The 20858-nt window shown below is 45.1% G+C and carries 25 protein-coding genes; 13 read left to right on the top strand and 12 right to left on the bottom strand.

What is annotated here, in order from left to right; genetic code table 11:
- The first annotated feature begins 2 nt into the window (after positions 1–2).
- From flgJ to AQULUS_RS11830, 12 genes are all read left to right on the top strand, one after another.
- Positions 3–971, top strand: a complete 969-nt coding sequence (gene flgJ / locus AQULUS_RS11885) for a flagellar assembly peptidoglycan hydrolase FlgJ (RefSeq protein WP_172622870.1) — start codon at positions 3–5, stop codon at positions 969–971.
- Positions 972–1068: 97 nt separating this feature from the next.
- Complete coding sequence (locus tag AQULUS_RS11880) at positions 1069–1365, top strand: flagellar biosynthesis anti-sigma factor FlgM (protein WP_172622869.1); 297 nt, start codon at positions 1069–1071, stop codon at positions 1363–1365.
- A 6-nt stretch (positions 1366–1371) separates the two neighbouring features.
- Positions 1372–1836, top strand: coding sequence for a hypothetical protein (locus tag AQULUS_RS11875; RefSeq protein WP_148340483.1), 465 nt, complete (start codon positions 1372–1374; stop codon positions 1834–1836).
- A 63-nt stretch (positions 1837–1899) separates the two neighbouring features.
- Positions 1900–2622 (top strand): flagellar basal body P-ring formation chaperone FlgA, encoded by a 723-nt coding sequence (flgA, locus tag AQULUS_RS11870; RefSeq protein ID WP_148340482.1) that lies wholly within the window; start codon positions 1900–1902, stop codon positions 2620–2622.
- Between the two features lie 43 nt (positions 2623–2665).
- Positions 2666–3547, top strand: a complete 882-nt coding sequence (gene motA / locus AQULUS_RS11865; RefSeq protein WP_148340481.1) for a flagellar motor stator protein MotA — start codon at positions 2666–2668, stop codon at positions 3545–3547.
- Complete coding sequence (motB, locus tag AQULUS_RS11860) at positions 3540–4487, top strand: flagellar motor protein MotB (protein WP_148340480.1); 948 nt, start codon at positions 3540–3542, stop codon at positions 4485–4487. Before motA ends, motB begins: the two co-directional genes overlap by 8 nt.
- Before the next feature lie 189 nt (positions 4488–4676).
- Complete coding sequence (locus AQULUS_RS11855) at positions 4677–5612, top strand: FliM/FliN family flagellar motor switch protein (RefSeq protein ID WP_148340479.1); 936 nt, start codon at positions 4677–4679, stop codon at positions 5610–5612.
- 18 nt (positions 5613–5630) lie between these two features.
- The gene (gene fliN / locus AQULUS_RS11850; protein ID WP_148340478.1) at positions 5631–5984 is read left to right on the top strand and encodes a flagellar motor switch protein FliN; all 354 of its coding nucleotides are present in this window, start codon (positions 5631–5633) and stop codon (positions 5982–5984) included.
- Between the two features lie 8 nt (positions 5985–5992).
- Positions 5993–6328 carry a flagellar biosynthetic protein FliO gene (gene fliO / locus AQULUS_RS11845; RefSeq protein WP_148340477.1) on the top strand — a complete coding sequence of 112 codons (336 nt, stop codon included), beginning with the start codon at positions 5993–5995 and terminating at the stop codon, positions 6326–6328.
- 47 nt (positions 6329–6375) lie between these two features.
- Complete coding sequence (gene fliP / locus AQULUS_RS11840) at positions 6376–7149, top strand: flagellar type III secretion system pore protein FliP (RefSeq protein WP_148340476.1); 774 nt, start codon at positions 6376–6378, stop codon at positions 7147–7149.
- 132 nt (positions 7150–7281) lie between these two features.
- Entirely contained in the window at positions 7282–8700 is a 1419-nt protein-coding gene (gene rpoN / locus AQULUS_RS11835; protein WP_148340475.1) for an RNA polymerase factor sigma-54, read from the top strand.
- A 7-nt stretch (positions 8701–8707) separates the two neighbouring features.
- Positions 8708–9187, top strand: coding sequence for a cyclic nucleotide-binding domain-containing protein (locus AQULUS_RS11830; RefSeq protein ID WP_172622868.1), 480 nt, complete (start codon positions 8708–8710; stop codon positions 9185–9187).
- Between the two features lie 8 nt (positions 9188–9195).
- On the opposite strand, the gene AQULUS_RS11825 is transcribed toward AQULUS_RS11830, so the two are convergent.
- The 12 genes from AQULUS_RS11825 to pilM form a co-directional block, all read right to left on the bottom strand.
- Complete coding sequence (locus AQULUS_RS11825) at positions 9196–9552, bottom strand: PilZ domain-containing protein (protein ID WP_172622867.1); 357 nt, start codon at positions 9550–9552, stop codon at positions 9196–9198.
- A gap of 10 nt (positions 9553–9562) precedes the next feature.
- Positions 9563–9976 carry a type IV pilin protein gene (locus AQULUS_RS11820; RefSeq protein ID WP_148340800.1) on the bottom strand — a complete coding sequence of 138 codons (414 nt, stop codon included), beginning with the start codon at positions 9974–9976 and terminating at the stop codon, positions 9563–9565.
- 8 nt (positions 9977–9984) lie between these two features.
- On the bottom strand, positions 9985–11199 hold the full coding sequence (locus AQULUS_RS11815; protein WP_148340472.1) for a type II secretion system F family protein: 1215 nt from the start codon (positions 11197–11199) through the stop codon (positions 9985–9987).
- 10 nt (positions 11200–11209) lie between these two features.
- Positions 11210–12907: a type IV-A pilus assembly ATPase PilB gene (gene pilB, locus AQULUS_RS11810; protein WP_197737348.1), complete on the bottom strand. Its 1698-nt coding sequence runs from the start codon at positions 12905–12907 to the stop codon at positions 11210–11212.
- 134 nt (positions 12908–13041) lie between these two features.
- Positions 13042–13464 carry a pilin gene (locus AQULUS_RS11805; RefSeq protein WP_148340471.1) on the bottom strand — a complete coding sequence of 141 codons (423 nt, stop codon included), beginning with the start codon at positions 13462–13464 and terminating at the stop codon, positions 13042–13044.
- 282 nt (positions 13465–13746) lie between these two features.
- Positions 13747–14820, bottom strand: a complete 1074-nt coding sequence (locus AQULUS_RS11800) for a type IV pilus twitching motility protein PilT (protein ID WP_456298088.1) — start codon at positions 14818–14820, stop codon at positions 13747–13749.
- A 28-nt stretch (positions 14821–14848) separates the two neighbouring features.
- Positions 14849–15526, bottom strand: a complete 678-nt coding sequence (gene pilW, locus AQULUS_RS11795) for a type IV pilus biogenesis/stability protein PilW (protein WP_148340470.1) — start codon at positions 15524–15526, stop codon at positions 14849–14851.
- A 2-nt stretch (positions 15527–15528) separates the two neighbouring features.
- Entirely contained in the window at positions 15529–17160 is a 1632-nt protein-coding gene (locus AQULUS_RS11790) for a type IV pilus secretin PilQ (protein WP_148340469.1), read from the bottom strand.
- A 2-nt stretch (positions 17161–17162) separates the two neighbouring features.
- The gene (locus AQULUS_RS11785) at positions 17163–17669 is read right to left on the bottom strand and encodes a pilus assembly protein PilP (RefSeq protein ID WP_148340468.1); all 507 of its coding nucleotides are present in this window, start codon (positions 17667–17669) and stop codon (positions 17163–17165) included.
- A 1-nt stretch (position 17670) separates the two neighbouring features.
- Positions 17671–18267, bottom strand: a complete 597-nt coding sequence (locus AQULUS_RS11780; RefSeq protein WP_148340467.1) for a type IV pilus inner membrane component PilO — start codon at positions 18265–18267, stop codon at positions 17671–17673.
- 6 nt (positions 18268–18273) lie between these two features.
- The gene (locus AQULUS_RS11775; RefSeq protein ID WP_148340466.1) at positions 18274–18852 is read right to left on the bottom strand and encodes a PilN domain-containing protein; all 579 of its coding nucleotides are present in this window, start codon (positions 18850–18852) and stop codon (positions 18274–18276) included.
- A 1-nt stretch (position 18853) separates the two neighbouring features.
- Positions 18854–19990 (bottom strand): type IV pilus biogenesis protein PilM, encoded by a 1137-nt coding sequence (gene pilM, locus AQULUS_RS11770; RefSeq protein WP_172622865.1) that lies wholly within the window; start codon positions 19988–19990, stop codon positions 18854–18856.
- Positions 19991–20305: 315 nt separating this feature from the next.
- On the opposite strand from pilM, the gene AQULUS_RS11765 reads away from it, so the two are divergent.
- Positions 20306–20845 carry a DUF4124 domain-containing protein gene (locus AQULUS_RS11765; protein ID WP_148340464.1) on the top strand — a complete coding sequence of 180 codons (540 nt, stop codon included), beginning with the start codon at positions 20306–20308 and terminating at the stop codon, positions 20843–20845.
- Positions 20846–20858 lie beyond the last annotated feature (13 nt).

Here is a 20858-nt window from a genome sequence, read left to right as displayed (position 1 = left end):
ATATGATTGATAAAATCGCTAATGACGCGAGGGTTTACACCGACATTCAAAGTCTTGAACGTCTGCGTTACGCGTCAAACAAAAATCCGGATATGGCGAAAAAAGAAGTGGCGCAACAGTTTGAATCCATGATGATGCAAATTGTATTGCGCAGTATGCGTGATGCAAACAAGGCATTTTCCAGCGGATTGCTTGATAATGATCAAATGGATTTCTATCAGGATATGTTAGACAAGCAATTATCCATGCTGACCTCCGGCAATGGAACCGGGTTCGCGCAAATGGTGGAAACGAACATAAACCAGCAGTACAAGGCCCAGCAGCCCGCTGCAGATTTGATTGCGAACCAGCGGGCTGAAGCAGCCATGCATGAAAACATTCACGTCAAGCCATTGTTTGATATCGACCGCACCAGCAATAATCCGGGTTCGGCAACTATTGTTTCGAAATATGAGAAACTTCCCCCCGCATCGCACAAACAGACCCCGTTCAACTCCCAGGACGAATTCGTCAAGACCTTATGGAGCGCCGCAAAATCAGCCGCCAAAAGCATAGGCGTTGATCCCAAAATACTACTGGCACAAGCCGCACTGGAAACAAACTGGGGCAAAAAGATATTGCCTGGCAATCATGAACAGTCCAGTTTTAATCTGTTCAACATCAAGGCAGATCCATCCTGGAACAAGCAAACGACTCTTATGTCCACCCTGGAACAAAAAGATGGAATTCTGACTCGGGAAAAAGCTGCATTTAGAAGTTACGATTCATTCATAGACAGTTTTCATGATTATGTTCAATTTCTGAAGCAGAATAGCCGTTATAGTGACGCGCTTAACAAAGCCTCGGATCCGCATCGGTTTATTCAAGCCCTGCAGGAAGCCGGGTTTGCCACGGACAAAAATTATGCAGACAAGATATTAAAAATTTTTTCCAGTCACACATTCAAGGCCATCGTCGCGAAGCTGGAATAAAGTATTTAAGTTTTGGCAAAAGAACAAGATATAAAGAATATAGGGAAAGCGAATTTTTGACTGGATAGGTCAAGCATGAATGGCAAGGAGAATTCTAATGGTAAACGAAGTAAAATTAGATTATGTTGAAAATCTGAACAATATTTTGTCTAACAAAAAAGCCGACTCTAAAGGGGAGCAAAATGCATCCCTCCATCAGGCAAAAGAAGACGGGGTCCACATCCGGCTTAGAACATTCCAGGATTTAATGGTTGCCGAGACTTCAACTGATGAAATCACCAAACTATCTGACATCAAGCGAAGAATTGACGCCGGTCATTACAAAGTGGACACGGATGAATTAGCCAAAAAATTATATCGTCATCTTTATCAAAACAATTCAACCATTGGATAACACGCGATGCTGAATAAATCCGCCGCTTCCCTCTTGTCATCGCTCAAGCAAATGATTCTTTATTGTCGGGACATACAGTTACTTCTGGATTCAGACGTCGCCCATTTCTCCAATAACGCTGTCCAGGACATTGCCATTAGCAATGACAGAAAAGCCTTGCTGATTGAAAAACTGACTCACCTGGTGAATGAAATTAATTCAATATCAGCTCCACAATTTGCCAACACCCATACCTTTCTGGAAAAAATTGAAAAACATGCCGAACGCCTTGATTCCGCAGCCAGAAAAGCGGTTGAGCAGGCAACGACAGAGCTGAAAGCGGAAATCGCAAAAGCTTATCAGAGCATCGCAACCAACAGTACGATCGTTTCCACCAATATGCTGCAAGTCAAATTAGTGTGGGATAAATTGCTCGCCTTCCGTTCCGAGATAGAATATGTGTATGATCAGAATGGCAATCCTGGAAAATAATCGGCGCCGCTTCCTTTTCCAGGCCGCGTTTCGACAAGGGAGTCAAGATCAGGGGAAGAGTTCATGTTATTCAAATTCGAGATTAGACGCGTCACGGGATTTGTTTTTTTAGCTATCATGTTATCTTGCGCTCAGCTGTCTTTTTCTGCAGGCTACGAATCCCAGGAGCGGTTAAAATCCGCGGCCAGGACTTTTATCCTGACAAATATCCAGACGGGCCCGGGTGAGTCCATCGAAGTACAGGTAAATCAGTCGAATACCCCTCTCCAGGTCAGCGCATGCGCGCGGGAAATTGAAGCCGCATTTCCTCAAAACACGAATTCGGAGCAGATCACCGCGGTCGAGCTTTCCTGCGGTTCGCCACAGCCCTGGCGTATTTATGTTCCGGTTGACGTGCAAATATTTTCAAAAGTGATCATCGCAAAACGCACTATACCCGCCAGGGATACCATTACTGAAGATGACATCGGATTCTCTGTCTATAATAAAAACAGGCTTTACTCTGGTTTTTTCACCGCCAAGGAAGATGTCATAGGTAATGAAGCGGCTCATCTCATCACCGCTGGCTCAATTCTGACAAAAAAGAATTTGCAAATTCCCTTGCTCGTGCACCGAAATCAGGTGATCAATCTGATTGCACAGAAAAATGCCGTTATCGTCACCATGCAGGGCATCGCCAAATCCGACGGTGCGCTGAATGCGACAATAAAGGTTTTTAATCCATCATCCAAACGCACGCTGGATGCGGTTGTGATTGGCCCTAACAAAGCACAAGTATCGGCTTGAACAGATAACTTGTCTTAACAGGGATTATTGCGGGGACGCGATCATGCTGGTAATCATAGGATATCTGATCATCCTGTTTTCCGTATTTGGCGGATTCGCGCTCGCAGGAGGCCACCTGTATGCCTTGTTTCAGCCAGTCGAGTTTGTCATTATAGGCGGCGCGGCGCTTGGGTCATTTATCATCGGTAACAATGCAAAAGTTATCAAGGCAACCATCCTTGGCTCGCTTTCCACCCTGAAAGGTTACCCTTATTCCCGAAAATTCTATATTGAATTGCTTTCAATGTTTTTTGAATTGACCAACAAAATCCGCCGCGATGGCGCGCTTGCGATTGAAGCAGACGTGGAAAATTACAAGGAGAGCCCCTTATTCAGCAAATACAAGCTCGTGCAGAAACAACCAAAAATCATGGAATTTCTCTGCGATAATTTGCGATTAATCATTACTGGCAGGGTAGATATTCATAATCTGGATACCATCATGGATATTGACATCGAAACATTTGAAGGGGAAGCCGAGCTGCCAATCAGCGCCATCAACAAGATCGCGGACAGCATGCCCGCGTTTGGTATCGTCGCCGCCGTCATGGGCGTTGTGCACACCATGGAATCCATAGGCATACCTCCGGAAGAATTAGGCGGATTGATTGCCAAAGCCCTGGTCGGAACGTTTCTGGGCGTACTGATCGGATACGGCTTTACTGCGCCTATCGCTGTTTCACTGGATAATCGCAGGCTGGCCACGATCAAAATCCTGCATTCCGTGAAAGTCGTGCTGCTTGCCTCTACCAACAATTTCGCCCCGACGATCGCGGTTGAAATGGCGAGAAAAGTCCTGTATTCCGATTCGCGCCCAAACAGCAAGGAATTGGAAGATATTCTCAGGGAAATCAAGGCGAACAAGGCGACCGAAACCAATGGATGATGAAAACAAACGCGCGATAATCGTCAAGCGCATCAAAAAAGTCCACAACACACACCATGGCGGTTCATGGAAAATCGCTTATGCGGATTTCGTAACGGCAATGATGTCGTTTTTTTTATTAATGTGGCTGTTGTCGATGTTAAACAAATATCAGCTGCAAGGTATCGCAGAATATTTCAAAAAGCCGCTGAAGGAAGTATTCAGCAAGCAGGATAATATCAGCAGGACAAATACTCTCAAACCTGACAAGCTGGGGCCGTCCACTTACAAGGAAACGGGATTAAAGGAAAAAACTGAAAATACCGCGGATAAAAATCTGGGCGTGCTGGATAAAGCTCAGAATCAGAGCGAGGAAACTCAAGGAAATCCACAGAATCCGGTTAAGGATATGAAAGACCAGCAAGACACTAGTGGAACACAAAAGCATCAGAGTCAAAAGGAACAATTGGAAAAGTTGATGCAAATGAAAGCTGAATTAGAGACAAAAATGAAGAACGACCCTGAAATCAGCCAGTTCAAAAATCAGTTGAATTTCGTAGTGACGTCAGATGGCTTAAAAATCATTATCAATGACCTGAAAAACAAGCCCATGTTTTCGCTGGGAAAGACTGACTTTGAAAAATATGCCAAAAATATTCTTGCCTGGCTAAGCAAGCAAATCACTGTCTATCCCAATAAAGTCATGATCATTGGACATACGGATACCATTCCATATCCAGACACGGCCAATTACGGTAATTGGGAACTGTCCGCTGACAGGGCCAATGCCACGCGCAGGGCACTGATCAAATATGGTGTCAACGTAAAACAGATATTGCGAGTGGTAGGTGGAGCAGACACAGACAGCCTGGAAAACTTGCAGGGTGACAATCCCGCGAACCGGCGTATCGAAATCATATTGCTGACAGATCAGGCAGCGGAACATATGCAAAACCTTTGAGCCGCACCGCTTGCTTATGTTGCACACACAAATAATGACAATATCTATTCATTTATATTTTTTTTGTTTATAAAATATCCTTTCTGTTGCCAAAACCGCAAACCCCGAATCGCGAGACGGAGAAAAGCCCAATCTTTTATCCGAGTCTGATTTAATATATGATTAATATAATAATTAGGATGATTGAACATGAGTGATCAAGTCTTATCAAGTGAAGAAGTGGATGCAATTTTAAAAGTCACTCAGGAAAAGCAGCAAGACTTAAGCAAGATAGTCGGCGAAGGTGACGCGTCCAAACAGGAAAAAGGCAAGCACTATACTTACGCGCTAACCAATATTAACGAAATTCTTAGAACCGAGTTTGAGAAAGACATTACTTCATTTCTCAGAAAAAGAGCCATATTAAAGACTAAAACATTTCAGTTAACTCAAGTCTCGGAAGTTTTCAAAAACCAGACGGACAAATACATTTACTCCATCTTTCGTCTCTCCCCTAACGAATATTATGGAATGGTCTGCGTAGACATGCCGCTGCTCGATCAGACAATCAACCTCCTTTACGGAGGAAAATTAAATAGCAAGGAACAAATGCGTGAAAATCCAGGAAAAATCGGCATTATTATCGCGGAAAAAATAGCGCAGATGTGCCTGGCAAGTTTTGCTACCGCCGGCCATGAATACGGCGCCGTCAATCATGAAATTATCAAAACAACAGCTTCCACGAATCTGGCGACCAACCTTGGATTGAATGAGGATGATCAGATTTACCTGATGGAATTATCCATCTTTTTTGATGAAATTGAAACGACCTTGAAACTCATGATAGCCGAAGACTTCCTGATGCAATTCATTCCCGTCAAGGCCGAAGGCCATAGACACAGGGAGAAAGATTTCTGGCGTACCGCCATTAAATCCCAGGTTGTTGACTCAATTGTGACAATCAACGTTTCATTGCCCGACGTCAGCATGAAAGTAAAGGATTTCATGGCTTTAAAAGATGGCGATCTTGTTCCCATCGGTGATCCTACCGTCGTGTATGTCTGTTTGAATAATTTGAAACTATTCAGAGCGACCGCTGGACAAGCCAATTCCAAGCGTGTAGCTAAAATCATTAACCAAATTTAACGAAGCAACAGGAGTCTTATGGCTGGCACGGAAGAAGAAACCATCGACAAAAGCGTAAAAGATGTCATAGATAAAATTTCGGAGCAATCCGCGGCCGATACCCCGGCAAAAACCGGCGAAGCACTTTTTGATCCCAACAAATTAGGCATTTTGAATGACGTTACCATTGTTCTTACCATTGAAATTGGACGGGCACAAATCAAAATAAAGGATTTGTTGAACCTGACAAAAGATTCCATTATTGACCTGAATAAACTGGCAGGTGAACCTGTCGATATTTACGCCAACGGCAAAATGATCGCCAAGGGAAATATCATCACGGCGAATGGAAAATATTGCGTGCGTCTGACATCTATCCCTGAAAAAAGTTGAGGTAACCCATGAATCTTGCTGAAATTAGCACAGTCTACGGACAAAACGCATTCAAGCTGGCCGTCGTCGTTTTACTTCTGGTGCTGATGTATGCTTTGAGAAAACTCAGGCTGCATAAATATGCAGACAGCCCGGCAATCAAAGTCGTCAACTCTGTTTCCATAGGCGCAAAGGAAAGAATCATTCTTCTGGAAGCCAATCAAACCATGCTGCTGATTGGCGCCACGCCCAGCCATATTACAACATTACATGTGTTCAATGAACGCGAAACAGAAAAGGCCATGGCGGATGAGTTTGACAGCCTGAAGAGCCTGCTATCGGAAGATTATGCACCTGTAAAGTAAGTGATATTTGACGACACCAGTGACATCTTGCTCATGGATGAGAATGTATGTATACACGAAAGCCAGTAAATTCTTGCAGCGTTTTTTGTAGGCATCTTATTGTTCTTATACTTTTAGTCGCGCCTTTTACCCAGGCTTTCGCCGAAATACAATCTATCCCCTTGCTCACGGCGCAGCAGACCGGCTCGACGATATCCTACAGCTTGAGCATTAAAATCATAGCTGTGATGGCGATTTTGACCATTTTGCCGGCTCTGCTTATCACCACCACCGCTTTCACCCGCATCATTATCGTCATGTCCATACTCCGGCAAGCCATCGGCATTCCCAATGTTCCCAGCAACCAGATCATGATCGGATTGTCACTCATCATGACCTTGTTCGTCATGATGCCAATAGTCCAGAAAGCAAACGATGTCAGCATCCAGCCGTACGCGCAGGGAAAACTGTCTGAACAACAAGCATTTGAATCCTCCATCACCTTGTTAAAAACATTCATGATGAAACAGACGCGCAAATCTGATTTAAAATTATTTACCGATCTTTCGAAAACAAAGATTGATTCCAAATCCGATTACCCGCTTTTAGTTTTAATGCCGGCGTATATTACCAGCGAACTCAAGACAGCTTTCGAAATCGGCTTCCTCATTTTTTTACCGTTCCTGATCATAGACCTGGTTGTATCCAGCATTCTGATGTCTATGGGAATGATGATGCTTTCACCCATGGTAATTTCCCTGCCATTTAAATTGTTATTTTTTGTTCTTGTGGATGGCTGGAGTCTGGTCGTCACCAGCCTGATATCAAGCTTCAGGACATGAGATGGCAGCGTAAGGCGGCAACTGTTTATAGGTCTAACGGCTTGGATCAAACCAAGCCTGGCATTGTAGCCGCTGGCAAGGCTAACAATATTGGACAAGCTCATGGAATAATCTTGATTAAAGGATGCGTCGATGAGTACGAAAATGCTTTTAACGACCAAACTTGATCAGCGCCTGGCGATGAATCAGCAATTATCCCAGGCGATCACCCTGCTGCAATATAACACGCTTGAGCTCAAACAAGTCATTCAACAATATATTGAAACCAATCCCCTGATTGAAGTCGTTGAAGGCGAAACGCACGATGACACTGATACCGTGACTTCACACACGCAGGATGAAGAGGAATTATCCCAATTGTTCAGGTACTCCGCTGATCTGGCCAGGAATAGTTATTCTTATGCCGATGATAGCACACTGGAAAATTACTCAAACCCCAAGACGCTCAGGGAACATTTGATTGAACAGACCTGGCTGTGCAAATTCAATGCAAGCCAGCAGTTAATCGCTGAAGCAATCATTGACGCAATCGATGACAATGGATGGCTGTCAGCTTCAATAGCCGAAATTCAAGTGTCGCTTAGCAAGGAATACGCCCAAGACACCGGATCGTTTTATAATGTGCTTGGTAAAATCCAGACGTTCGATCCTCCAGGCGTCGGAGCCAGGGATTTGCGCGAATGCCTGCTCTTGCAGCTTGACCAGTATCCCGACAAGCATAACGCATGGAACCACGCCCGCACTATTGTCAGCGCTTATTTTGAATTGCTCGCATCCGGACAATATAAAAATCTCATGAAAAAAATGAATCTGACAAGCCGGGAATATCACGATGCGATGAAAATTATCCGGTCTCTCAACCCGAAACCAGGACTGTTATTGTCTTCCGACAACAACATTCAGATAGAACCGGAATTATATGTAAAAAAATTTCGGAACTCATGGCGGGTATTCCTGTCTGACAGTATCATGACCCGCATTCGAATTAATCAGCATTACCATGAATTGATCAAAAAAAACAAGAAACAGGATTCATTCCAGTCATTGTCCAAAGAATTGCAGGAAGCACAATGGCTGTTAACAGGCTTGAAAAGACGCAATGAAACCTTGCTTAATGTGGCTTCTCATATCATCAGGCTGCAAAATGAATTTCTTGATCGCGGCCAGGCATTCATGAAGCCTCTCAATATAGTTGATGTTTCACAAGCCCTAGACTTGCATGAATCAACTGTCTCTCGCGTGACCACAGGAAAATATATTGCAACACCAAGAGGCGTTTTTGAGTTGAAATATTTTTTCCCCAGTTATGTCTTGACACATGATGGCGACAGTTGTTCGGAAATTGCCGTCAAGGAAATGATCAAGGAAATTGTGCGAACAGAATCCGGCGGCCATATACATAGTGATAGTGAAATTGCGTCATTGCTAAAGCAAAAAGGCATCAAAATCGCGAGACGGACTGTCGCGAAATACCGGGATGCGTTGAAAATATCTCCATCATATCAACGTTCGCATGAATACGCACAAACCAGTTTTAACAATGATTCCTAGGCTGCTCATGCAAAGATTAGGCTTGTTACATAAGTGCGATATCCCGGTAGAAGACCTGCTCGAAAATACTGACTGGGTAAATGATTTCATACAAAATCAGATAGAACAACTGGCGGGTTATTTCCAGCCATATCTCGCTCCAGCCGGAACCTTGATAATGAAAGAACACGAATCTACAGATTACTTTTGCCTAATATGCGAGGGCAGTGTTGATGTAGTAAAAGAAAATGCTTCAGGCCGGTTAAAACAGTTGAAAACACTGGGTGCGAATAAAATAATAGGAGAAATGGCATTCTTTGATCGTTGCCCATCCTCAGCAAGCGTGATTGCCAGAGAGCCTTCCACTCTGCTAGTCATGGATGAGCAGTCATTTGAAAAACTCTCCTCCCTGTTTCCTTATATTGCGATGAAAATCACCATCAAACTCATCAAAACCATCAGTTCCCGCCTGCGCGAAACCGACGGGAGGCTCATGGATTTATTATAATATATTCATTAACTTACCTGATCCCCGCTCAAGCCATACACATAACCGCCCACATCATGAGTATTATCAATATTGGCCTTGATGGTCTCATGGAAAGATTTTGCATTATCTCCGACAAATTCCACACCAATACCAGGATAAATCTGGTAAAGCGCGTTTTTAGGATTGATCCAGACAACTCTTCCATGGACTTTTTGGCTTTCATTATGGCCCGGCAACGTTAACTCGATAAGGACGTGTTCACCCAGCGAATATGTTTCGTTCGTGGGTATGAATATTCCGCCATTTTTAATGAAAGGCATATATGACAGATTCAGTTCCAGCTGGGTTTGTATGTTATAAGTGACAACAAGTGAATCGCTCATGGAAGCCTCTTCAGTTTGGCCAGCATGCGGCCGGTGTTTGTGTGGTGGCACCATTGCTGACAGCCAGAGTCAACGTGGCGCATGAAGTGCTGCCTTCCGTGTCATTTGCCTGGTTTCCCTGCGCTGTCGCAGTAATGGTGAATGTGTTCGCTCCGACGTTTGAAATACTCAAGGTATAATATCCCTGAGGCGAAGTCGCAAACCCGCCTATCTGGGCGCTCGTCCCATATTGGGTATTGTTAGAACGATAACGCTCTTCCGCCAGCTGCAGCATCAAAATGGCATTGATTCCGTCAGCCCTTCTTCCCTTCAGGATAAATGGCCTGTACAGCGACACAGCGACTACCGCGATAATTGCCATAATAGCGATAACAATTAACAATTCGATGATGGTAAAACCGTAATGCGCGTGATGTTTTCGCATAGAAGTTCTCAAATTGTCGTGCCCAACTTGAAAATCGGCAAATACATGGCAATAACAAAACAGCCAATAATGACACCTAACAACGAAATAATGAGAGGCTCAAGAATCGTTGTCAAATTATCCGCGATGCTGTCCACTTCATCCTCATAATAGGACGCGATGTTATTCAGCATGTCTCCCAATGCTCCCGATGCCTCTCCAACGGCGATCATTTGCACGACCATGCCCGGGAAAAGGCGGGTTGACTCTATCGAGGATGCCAGCTGATTGCCATTGGTGATATCATCACAGATCTGCACCACTCCTTTGCTATACCGTTTGTTCCCCATGATATTGATCATGGATTTCATTGAATCGACAATAGGCAATCCTGCGTCAAGCGTGATTGCCAGTGTTCTGGTGAACCTGGCAATGATTGATTTTTTAATAATGGGACCGATGATATACATTCTTAATATGAAGGAATCAAATTTATCCGAAAAATATTCATTCTTCTCCCGCAGGATTTTTGTTCCCCAAATACCGCCGACAATGAGCAATATGAGCAGCCACCAGTACCCTCTCACAATATCAGATACATGAATCACAATGCGGGTAAAAAGCGGCAGCTTGACGCCCGCGTTGCTAAACATGGATTGAAACTGCGGGACAACAAACAGCAGCAGGATGAGACTGACGACGATAGCGATAAAAACGATGGTCACTGGATATATTAATGCGGTTTTTACTTTACTTTTAATTCGTTCAATTTTTTCCAGATATCTGACCAGCCTTCCCAGCACCTTGTCCAGGGTTGCCGATTTCTCGCCCGCCCGTGTCAGGTTACAGTATAATTCATTGAAACACTCCGGAAACTGACGCAGGGAATCAGACAATGACGCCCCGGAAGAAATATTATTTCGCAGCGATACGACCATGGATTTCATCACGGCATTGTCCTGGTCACGCGCGATCACGTCCAGCGCCTTTAGTATGGGCATGCCCGCATTTAACATGGTGGAGAGATAACGTGTAAACAGGATAATTTCTTTTTGTCTAATTTTACTCTTACGCAGAAACGGCATTGAAAAACCCTGCTTCACAGAAATGCTAATCACCTCGACTTGCATGGCTTTCAGCTCTGTTTCGGCGCTTTTCACATCTTGCGCCTGGATGACTCCGCGCAGGCGCTGGCCTTCCTTATTTATTCCGGTCCAGCGAAATGTCTGAATACCACCTTCCATGATTTTCTGCCTATTTAAACGTTCTGTTTAATTCCGCCAGGCTGGTTTTACCCATTTTGACCTTATCCAGTCCTGCTTGCCGCAAGTTTCTGATATTTTCCTTTTTGGCCTGCTCATTCAATTCGATGGCGTTGGCTCCACGTATCATCAAAAATCGCATTTCCTCGCTGATAGGCATGACTTCAAAGATGCCTGAGCGTCCGGTGAACCCATGTATGCAGCGTTCGCATGAGCCCGGTTTATAAAGTTGAAACGTACCGATTTCTTCAGGCTTGAATCCTTCTTTTATCAGTATGTCCTCCGGCAATTCTTCCACCTGTTTGCAGATCGGACAAAGCATTCTCAATAAACGCTGCGCAATGACTAAAATAAGCGAACTCGCGAGGTTATACGGCTCAACTCCCATATACATCAATCTTGCAATGGTTTCCGGTCCGCTGTTGGTGTGCAGCGTGGATAATACCAGATGTCCTGTCTGGGCAGCCTGGATACTGATCTGGGCCGTCTCCAGGTCTCGAATCTCGCCTACCATGATAATATCGGGATCTTGGCGCAAAAACGAACGCAAGGCTGATGAAAATGTCAATCCGACTTTTGGGTTCACATGCACCTGGTTAACGCCGTGCAATGGAATTTCAACCGGGTCTTCAACCGTCATGATATTATCGTCAGGAGAATTGAGGTAATTCAGAGCAGAATACAGCGTCACCGTCTTGCCGCTGCCTGTCGGGCCTGTCACCAGGATGATCCCTTGTGTGTGACCCAATGAATCCAGAAGAATTTCCTGTTGTTTTTCTTCCATTCCCAATTCATTCAAATTATGGAAGATCTGTGTGGGATCCAATAATCGCAGCACGATTTTTTCACCATATAAAGCCGGGCAGACACTGACACGAAAATCGATGGTTTTATATTTCGACAGCGTCAGTTTAAACCTGCCGTCTTGAGGAATACGGTGCTCGGTGATGTCCAGGTTTGACATAATCTTGATTCTGGCAAGCAGATAATTCGCCAGCTTGATAGGTGGAGTCGCAACTGGATAAAGCACCCCGTTCAAGCGGTATCGAATTCTGTAATCATTGTCATATCGTTCAAAATGAATATCAGAAGCGCCTTTTTCAATCGCGTCGATAATTATTTTATTGACATAATTGACCACCGGAGCGCTTTCAGCGTCATAAGTTGCCAATTCAGACGTATCTTCTTTATGCGGCTCTTCTCCAAGATTTTCCCTGATCAGACTGCCCGGCCTGCTTATCTCTGAAATAATTAATTTATTCAATAAGTTATCAATTACTTGTGTCAACTGGTTCCCATCGGTGACCAGCAGCCTGGTGTCAAGGCCTGTTAAAAAGCGTATGTCATATAAATTTTCTATAGTCGGATCAGTGATCGCCAGGTAGAGAAAGCCATTTTTAACGAACAGCGGCAGCGCCATTCTTTTCCGCACCAAATTGATGTTCAGGTATTCCGTGGGAATCAGGCTGAAATCAAACGCTGTGATATCACAAAGTGGCAATCCAAAATATTCAGAAGTCGCCTTGGCGACTCTTGCGGCGTCCAACAGTTTGTGCTTGACCAGATAATCAAAATAGGAAATCTTGTCCAATGCTGCTTGTTTGAGTGCTTCCAGTCCCACTTGCCTATCCAGCATCTTGTTCTCGAATAGGTAATAGGCAAACCCGCTCATGGAGCTTTTAGTTGACATGTCATCCATAACAAATTACCGCCGGTCTATTTTTCTGCCATGAATCGAACATCATAAAACATAAAAACAACACCCCTTACGGGATGTTGTTTTTACTTAAACAGCAATAAACTTCCGCCATGCAGACTGAAGCGTTAATTACATGTGCCTGCAGCTAAACACGTCCCTGAAGTAGTCCAAATCAATACTCCATTGGTCGGCGCTGGTGTCAGGATATACGTGTCCGTACCCGCTTTATTTTGTCCCGTTGCGGTAATCACACCCGCGCCAGTAGTAACAACAGAGGCTACATTACCTGTTGCTGCGGGAGCTGCCGGAACGCCATTTGAACCATTTCCGCAATTGGCGACAGCGCCACCGCCGCCTTGTGCCTGATAGCAGGATTCCACCGCGAGTTTGTATGGCGCAGTTGCCTGCACAACTTCACTAAAATAAGCTTTCTTGGTGTAACTCAGGTAGGTAGGAACTGCAACGGCAGCCAAAATACCGATAATTGCCACAACGATTAACAACTCAATAAGGGTGAAACCGGCTGTATCATGTCTACACTGTCTCATTGAAAAACTCCTTTATTTCAAAACTCGATAGATAAGCGATCTTAATCAATAACGAGTAACATCCTTATATGATAAGCATAGTACATAAAACATATAATGAAAAGTCGCTCATGAACAGCAAGAAAATCCTTTAAGTTGTGGACCAGTCAGCTTCCGCATCCTGGCCAGCTCTCTAGCCTGTGCAGCCAGCAGCCCATCGATAGCACTCATTGAATTGTGTCAGGTTATGCCTCTACCGTCACATTAGCCTTCAGGCCACCGTCTTAATAATAAAGCAAATAGCTACTTTTCAAAAAGTTCCCGCTGAAAACCGCTTTCATGTGCCGCGTTGGGCGTCGTGATTTTCCTGTTCACCAATTCCTGCAAAGATTGTTCCATAGTGCACATTCCCAGACGGCCGCTGGTCTGAATGACGGAATACATTTGCGCGGTTTTGTCTTCTCGTATCAGGTTGCGAACCGCCGGTGTGCCAAGCATGATTTCAAAAGCGGCGACTCTGCCCCCTGAAATTCTTTTTACCAGCGTCTGGCAGATAACAGCTTGCAAGGATTCGGAAATGAGGTTTCGGATTATATTTTTTTCACCTGTCGGGAAGGCATCAATGACGCGGCTGATCGCCCGCGGCGATGAACTGGTATGCAATGTCGCCAGCACCAGATGTCCTGTTTCCGCCGCCGTCAAAGCCAGGCGTATGGTTTCCAGGTCACGCATTTCACCCACTAGTATCACATCAGGATCTTCACGCAAGGCGGAGCGCAGGGCGGTAGAAAACGAAGCCGAATCCCGGTAAATTTGCCGTTGATGCACGAGACTGCGTTTGCTTTTGTGCACAAATTCAATGGGGTCTTCGATGGTGATAATATGACATTGCTGGGAGTGGTTAATGTACTCTATCATGGCGGCCAGTGTCGTGCTTTTTCCACAACCTGTGGGCCCCGTGACCAATATCAACCCTGAAGACAAGTCCAGCAATTCCTTGATGACAGCAGGCGCACCCAGCGAATCCAGCTTGGGGATCTCGGCAGGAATCACACGAAACACGCCGGAAATACCGTTTAACTGGTGGAAAATGTTCACTCGAAACGCATCGGCATTTGGCAGCACGAAAGCGAAATCCAGTTCAAGCGCAGATTCGAATTCACGCTGCTGCTCTTTGTCCAGCACGCTGTAAATTAGACGCTTGATCGTCTCCGCATCAAGCAACGGGAGCTCCAATAAGGGCATGAGATCGCCGTCAATTCGTAGAATGGGAGGCTGGCCGGGAGAAAGATGCACATCAGAAGCCCGCTGTTCTATGCTGAATGTGAGCAGATTGGTGAGGTCAATTTTAAATTTTTGATCATAATCAGATTCCATTTTTTCTGCTCCATGTTCACATAAGCGGTCAAGCAGGCAGCTTTTGATCGAGCTTTTTTTCCAGCATATAAGATTTCATTGATGGAGAGGCCAGCTGTAAATGCTGATCCAACTGCTGACGGGATAATTTATAATCTCCTTGTTTATAATTCAGCTCGGCCAATTCAATCAGAGACGCGGGGCGTTGCGGGTCTTCCGCCAGCGCTTTCGTAAAGTATTTCTTGGCATCTTGTTCGCTAGGGATCTTCAAAGCACAGATTCCGGCATTTTCATAAGCAGACGCGGCTTGTAAATACTTGGGATCCTGCGTCGCCTTGACAAAGTAATTGACCGCACCTCGGTAGTCCCCCGCCCTGCACAAATACGTGCCGTAATTATTGAGCGCATCGCCCCTTCCGGGAGCGACTTCAATCGCTTTCAAATAATATTTTTTAGCTTCCTCCTTATTGCCCGTGCTTTCCATGAAATAAGCCATGGAATACCAGGTTTCTGGGATATGCGGCGCCTCATCCAGGGCGAGGATGAATTTTTGCTTGGCGCGCTGTATGTCATTCCGTTCCAGGTAAGCCATCCCCAGACGATCATTGATCTTCGCCGCAGACACCATTTTGGTGTCTGTCTGGGAAGATTCCCTGGTTGTTGCGCACGCAGCCAGTAGCAATGTTATCAACATAATCCACGTATAACGGGAGATTATCAGCGGCATTCTTAATCTCCTTTGTATGCCATCGCTCTGCTTTGTTGTTTAATAATTTTCGGCGTCAGAAATATGAGCAATTCGCTTTTTTCATTTTTAATGCCCCTATGCCGGAATAATCCGCCCACAATCGGCAAGGAGCCAAAAAACGGCACACGGTCAAAGGTGTTGGATTTCGTCAATTTGTAAACACCGCCAATGACCACAGTTTCATTATCATTGAGCAGGACATAAGATTGCACTTCTTGGGTATTAATGGTCGGAGGACCAAAAACAGCCGGGGTCGTGGTAAGCGAGGCGGTTGTGGTAGTCGTGCCTGTCGTGTCAGCCCCCTGCGCAACCAGTAACTGCGGGCCGCGAGTATCTTGTGTGGCTTTCAGCTTGAGAATAATTTTGTCATCCGGCGTAATCTGCGGAATGATTTCCAGACTTAATACCGCTTTTTTGAATTCCACGGAGGTGGCACCGCTGGAGGTCGCCTGTTGATAGGGAATTTCTTCACCTGTTTGTATCATGGCCTTTTGCTGGTTGGCGGTCACAACACGTGGTTTGGAGATGATTTGTGTATGTCCCTCTTCTTCCAGGGCCGAGAGTTCCAGATCCAGAAGCACAGGTCCCAGTCTGGCGAGCGCCAGCCCGATACTTCCGGGCGTTGCGCCGGTAGACAGAAGATTGGCGGGCAAATCAAAATTAAGGCGCTGGGACAGCGGTGACACTGACGCCACATCTATTCCCTGGGCCAGCTGGTTAGCGCCTGAAAGTGTGCCAGACAGGCTGCGGGTATTGCTGACGCCAAAGCGCACACCCAACTGCGCCTCGTAAGAAGTGTCAATATTCACAATGCGCGCCTCGATGGATACCTGCCGCGCGGGTATGTCCAATCTCCTGATATAGCGCCGCACTTCAGACAGATTTGATTTCACATCTCGGACTATAATCGTATTGGTCGGACTGTTGACGGATATTTCACCGCGCGGAGTCAGCAACGAGCCTTCTGAAGATTTTAATACTTTGGCTATTTCTGCCGCATCGGAGTATTTCAAACCTATGATTGCCGTAGACAATGGCGAAAGATTAGCCGCATCTTGTACTGCCTGATATTCTTTGGCTTGTTTTTGAGCTATATCCTCAGTTGTGCTTATAAACAGTGCAGTCCCTATCTGCCGTGAAGACAAGCCTTGTGACTGCAGAATAATGTCCAGAGCCTGACGCCAGGTCACGTTTTTCAGATTTAATGTTGTGTTTCCTTTGACATCGTCGCTGATAATAAAATTCAAGCCCGAATTTTTAGCGATTAATTGCAGCAATGTTTTCACAGGCACATTCTGAAAATAAAAGCTGACCCTGCCATTTAATGGTTTTATCCCATTTTGAGCAGCATTACCCTGCACCTGCGGATCCAGAGACCTGGACTCAGGCCCGGAAGAATTGTTATCGGAGGAATCAGCCGGCTGCTGTGGCAGTGGTACATTTATCACTTTCGCCGTACCGGAAGTCGAGGGTTGAATCACAACCGGGCTCGTTTCGGCCGCCGCGAACCCCTCTGCCGTCATCATGAATGAAAAAATGATAATCGCTGATATAAGAGACATGACGCAGTGGAAACTGCTAATCACCCAGCCATTTTCTCGTCTTTTAGACATTCTTAATCCTTTAATTCCAATGTTACAAGCTGTCCCGATGACTTATTATTACTCGAGGGCAGTGATCCTTCCATAATCTCAATATGTCCCGAATCAATTTTCATTATCTTACCAGATTTATCTCCAATGACATCCCCCACCTTCAGCAGGTAAATCATGCCATCCGGTGTCATCACATAAGCATAAATACGGTTATCCTGCGTCAGTGTCCCGACAAACTGCAGCGATTTGACGGGATACATAAGCACAGGGTTGGTCACGCCTTCCTTGCTGATGGCAACATTTCCGCCGGCCGGGGCGTGATAACCCCGAGGCTGGTATTGCACCGGCTTGGGCAGGGCGAACTGCGCGTTGGCTGCCTCGATATTATCCTCCTGCAGGGTTTTCTGCTTGGTTAGCGAGATAAACTTCTGTGTCTCACGCAAGCGCTGATTATCGCCGCATGCAGACATTAACAAAGTTAATGTCGTAACAATCAAGATATGATCAAGTTTCAGTTCTCTCATCATATTATTTTCTATATATATCAATGTCTAATACAGCTGACAAAATATCATTAGAATTCAGCGGCCTTGAATCAACTGATGCGGCCGGGTCATTTTGCGCATCGTTATTCAAAATAAACGCGTCTATGTTTACCATTTTGGGCATATTAGCCAATTGACTGATAAACGTGGCAATTTGATCGTATGTTCCCGATAGATTGATGCTGACCGGCGTCTTATAATAAATGCCGTCTTTAATTTCAGCGGCAGGATCAAATGTGGTGATTTTCAATTGGCTCGCTGTTCCAGCTTTCAGTATGTCATCCAGAAGATCCGGCAATTCGTTTTTGGTGATGATGTTCTTTTGCCACTCCGAAAGCAGCGCCTTTGCCTTGGGCAGCTGTTCCACGTCCCGCGTTACTTTCCTCTGATTTTCATGCATCAGCTGTAACTGGCGCTTGAGATCATCTTCCTGCAGCACACTGTTTTTGATTTGCAGCTGGTAAGGCGAGATATCCAGCTGATACCCCAGATAAAAAACAAACACAAATATCAGACCATAGACAAGCGCGCGCATTCCCAGCGGCCACTCATATATTTTCTTGATATCGAGATTTTGCATACCGCCCTATCCTTTCTGGTCAAACTTCAGAATGAAACGCCTTCTGTTCGCAGTTTTCGGATTTTTTGCCAAAGCGATTGAAACCAGCACAGGCTGGTTGAAATAAGGTGATTCTGCAATGGACTGAATCAGATGCGTCACTTCATCTTCATTATTAGCCAAGCCTGACAAGGTAATGGCATTACCATTGCGCTTGATCTGGCTTATGAAAATATCGGGTGGAACGAGCGAGACCAGTTCATTCAGAACGCGAACAGCGTGATAGCTTTCATTATAACGGTCGATAATAAATCGAAGCTGGATGTCTGTTGCCTGTTTTTCTCCTTCCTTGCTGCTCATCTCATTCAGAACAGACTGTTCCTGACTGATCGCTGACTGCAAGGTAGCATTTACTTCCTGTTGTACTTTTGCAACCCTGCTTAAATGGAGATGAATGATAAGTATCAGTATCAATGGCACACAAACACTGATTGTCAACGCACTGACAAACTGCGCCTTTTTTATTCGACGTGCCTGCTCTCTCCATGGCAACAGATTAATTTGTATCATTGATTGAACGCCTGTTCGATCTCTGATTGTTTCCATGCTAAGTCGTTCTACTCAAAGCCAAACCACAGCATAACATAAGTGAGGGAGCGTAATGCATCAGTTTATTCTTATCCACATTGTTTCCCACGCGCATGTTTTTAAAAGGATCAGCAAGTGTGACTGTCTTACCGACCTCCTTGTAAACATACTCTGGCAGCCCGGGTATTTCCGAGGCACAATCCCCGGCCAAAATAATCCGGTCTATTCTAACGTTCGGCTTGCTGGAATAGAAAAATTGCATTGCATGTTTCAGATGTGATCCTAATACATTTTTTAATATTTCATACGAACCCTGCTCGATCTCCGGTATGGATTCTCCTTCAGGCACCCGGTCCGGATTGATAAAATCCGCTTCCGTCCTGGCCAGTTTAACCAGATTGAGGCCGTCGTATCCGACTTCATGCGTATATATCAGCTTGCCTTCATGCATTACCAGCAAATCAATCAATCGGTAACTGATATTTAACATGGCTATCGTTTTAAGTTTGGGGACTTGTTTGACCACTATCGACATGGCCCGCTCAAAGGCATAATAATTGATATCCACAACCTTGACCGTTAATCCCGCCATGCGCATGACTTCCAGATAAGGTTTGAGCTGCTCCTTGCGGCAGGCGACAATCAAGACTTCATTTTGAGAAGAATCTTCTGAGGAAGGCCCGATAACGGCAAAATCCAGATAAATATCGTTAATCAGATTAGGAAAAAGCCGATTAGCCTCTACCCACACTCTCGATTCCACCTCATCAGCATGCAAGCGTTTGTCTACCGTGATGTGCTTCACAATCGCAGAAGAACGGGGAATGGTCAGGGCAATATCTTTAGTGTCCAGACCGGATTCACTGATCACATTCCTGAGAATTTCAGCCAGGGCGGTGCTGTTTTTAATCTCCGTATGCACCACTAATCCTTCGGGAATAGAAATCATTTTAAAATATTCCACTTCCTGAGGTTCATTGGCGGATTTGATTTTTAGCAGCTTGATATATTGGGGATTGATGACCAGACCAAGTATATTATTATGAGAAGCGGCTTGAGTCTGTATAGCAAACAGTTCTGAAAAGCGTTGTTTGCCCGTAAGCAGCCATTCAGAAATGGATAATTGAATTGATTTCCTTGTGATTCCCGCTAGCAAGCATCCCTCCTTGGCAGAATACCAATCCATAGCCCCATGGAGATGGTTAGTATCTGTCTCCGCGTACATTGCCCCTGTTTGCAAATATTAAAACATATCTGATTTGCTAAACATTATTTGTACTATCAAATTACTCACTTTTCTACAAGTAAATTTCCAAACTGGTATCAATTTATATAATTCATACTTATTAGTATTAATATTACACAAGCGCATGCGGCGCGGATAATACTAGCAGGCAGCACAATGACCACTCCAGCTCCCCGCACTTGTCATGTTATAGTTTCAGGTGTCACAAATAAGGGATGCCTGTAGATGATGAGGGACAGCGTGTTTTTCGCCGCGACATTTTTTTTAATACTCACCGCTCTGAATGCCCATGGTGAAGAAGTGTATGAACATATCAACCAGGATGGCAGCATTACGTACTCCGACAAACCCATAGGAGAGAACGCCGTCACCATCACCGCCCCGGTTGTGAGTACTGCACCTGCTATGGCATCGCCCGCCCCCCAGCAAAAATCCGCAGCCACCCTTTCTGCAGACACTGAGGCACGAAAGCCCTATACTGCATTTGCGATCAGCTCCCCCGGTGACCAGGAGACCATACAGAATCAGCCGATCCTGATTGTTGATGTGAAATTGGATCCGCCTTTACAAGCGGGTGATCGTATCCAGATTTACCTGGACGGGAACCCCTTGGGCAAGGCAGCTGCCGACACGCATTTTGAATTCACTATTCCTTATCGCGGCGAACATACCCTCTCTGCGGCCATCTTTGACAAAAATATGAAATTACTTAAACAAGCCCCGACATTTACCATTTACGTTCACCAGGCACATTTAGGAGGGTGAATTAATCGCATTT

Source organism: Aquicella siphonis (assembly GCF_902459485.1).
GTDB lineage: Bacteria > Pseudomonadota > Gammaproteobacteria > DSM-16500 > DSM-16500 > Aquicella > Aquicella siphonis.
The sequence above is the reverse complement of the archived record's forward strand: the minus strand, read 5'-3'. Positions and strand labels throughout refer to the sequence as shown.